Raw genomic sequence first — 1,352 nt, 5'->3', positions numbered from 1 at the left:
AAGCTGGCGTGGCTTACCTAGCGCCAGGCGGCAAGCAAATGATGATTGATGGTCGTGCAGGTGCTGCTCGCCTTCGCATCATTGATGGCGGCGATCGCATGAACTACAAACCGTGTGTGGATGTGACCTTTGGCTCGGCGGCGAAAGTTTACGGCGACAAAGTGCTTTCTATGGTGCTCACCGGAATGGGTGCAGATGGCCGAGAAGGTGCGCGTATGCTGAAATCGGCAGGTTCAACCATTTGGGCACAAGACGAAGAAAGCTGTGTGGTTTACGGTATGCCTCAAGCTGTTGCTAAAGCGGGCATTTCTTCTGAAGATTTACCTCTTGACCGAATTGCAGAACGCATGATGGTGGAAGTGGGTTTAGCGTAGGATAAATCATGATCGTTTGGAGTGTAGCTAACCAAAAAGGTGGGGTAGGTAAAACCACATCAACAGTGACACTAGCAGGTTTGTTGAGCCAGAAAGGTCATCGTGTATTGATGGTCGACACCGATCCTCATGCGTCACTGACGACTTATCTTGGTTACGACTCAGATACTGTGTCATCAAGCTTGTTCGATCTGTTTCAGCTAAAGACGTTCACTCGCGATACGGTTAAGCCGTTGATCTTAGAAACCGAGTTGGAAGGAATGGACATCATTCCTGCGCACATGTCATTGGCTACGCTAGACCGCGTAATGGGTAACCGCAGTGGCATGGGGTTGATTTTGAAGCGCGCACTTCAAGCGGTTTCGCAAGATTACGACTACGTGTTGATCGATTGTCCACCAATCCTTGGTGTGATGATGGTTAATGCACTCGCGGCGAGTGACCGTATCTTGATCCCTGTACAGACTGAGTTCCTCGCGATGAAAGGCTTGGAACGTATGATTCGTACGTTGACGATCATGCAGAAATCACGTCCAGATGGGTTCAAAGTCACCATCGTACCAACCATGTACGACAAGCGAACTCGCGCTTCGTTGCAGACTTTGACGCAACTGAAAAAAGACTACCCGAACCAAGTGTGGACTTCCGCAGTACCGATTGACACCAAGTTCCGAGACGCAAGTTTGAAACACTTACCAGCGTCGCACTTTGCATCCGGTAGCCGTGGTGTGTTTGCGTACAAACAGCTATTGATTTACTTGGAGAGGTTAGCGTTCGATGAGCAGTAACAGCGTACTTTCCAGCGAGCAGGCGCTTGATGATTACTTCAACGCATTACTCGGTGAAGAAGTTGAGGTGACTGATCTCGAACATGAGCTTGACTTGCTCGCTCAGGAGCTATCCTCTGCAGAGCCAGAGCCAGAGCCAGAGCCAGAGCCAGAGCCAGAGCCAGAGCCAGAGCCAGAGCCAGAGCCAGAG

The 1,352-nt window shown here is 50.4% G+C and carries 2 protein-coding genes and 1 pseudogene; all 3 read left to right on the top strand.

Annotated elements, in window-relative coordinates:
* The coding region (locus R7R78_RS24020) for a chemotaxis protein CheB (protein WP_318119530.1) at positions 1 to 374 on the top strand (374 nt) is incomplete at its 5' end.
* 8 nt (positions 375 to 382) lie between these two features.
* Positions 383 to 1,162 carry a ParA family protein gene (locus R7R78_RS24015; RefSeq protein ID WP_005479466.1) on the top strand — a complete coding sequence of 260 codons (780 nt, stop codon included), beginning with the start codon at positions 383 to 385 and terminating at the stop codon, positions 1,160 to 1,162.
* Positions 1,152 to 1,352 (top strand): annotated as a pseudogene (locus R7R78_RS24010) (chemotaxis protein CheW); the annotation flags it as partial. The gene R7R78_RS24015 and the pseudogene R7R78_RS24010, both read left to right, overlap by 11 nt.

The organism is Vibrio sp. 2134-1 (assembly GCF_033339495.1).
Note: the sequence above shows the minus strand (reverse complement) of the source record. Positions and strands in the feature narration are given on the sequence as shown.

Bases quoted from the DNA above. Each gene is read 5' to 3' on its own strand.
- R7R78_RS24015 (WP_005479466.1), top strand. From the start codon at position 383: ATGATCGTTTGGAGTGTAGCTAACCAAAAAGGTGGGGTAGGTAAAACC.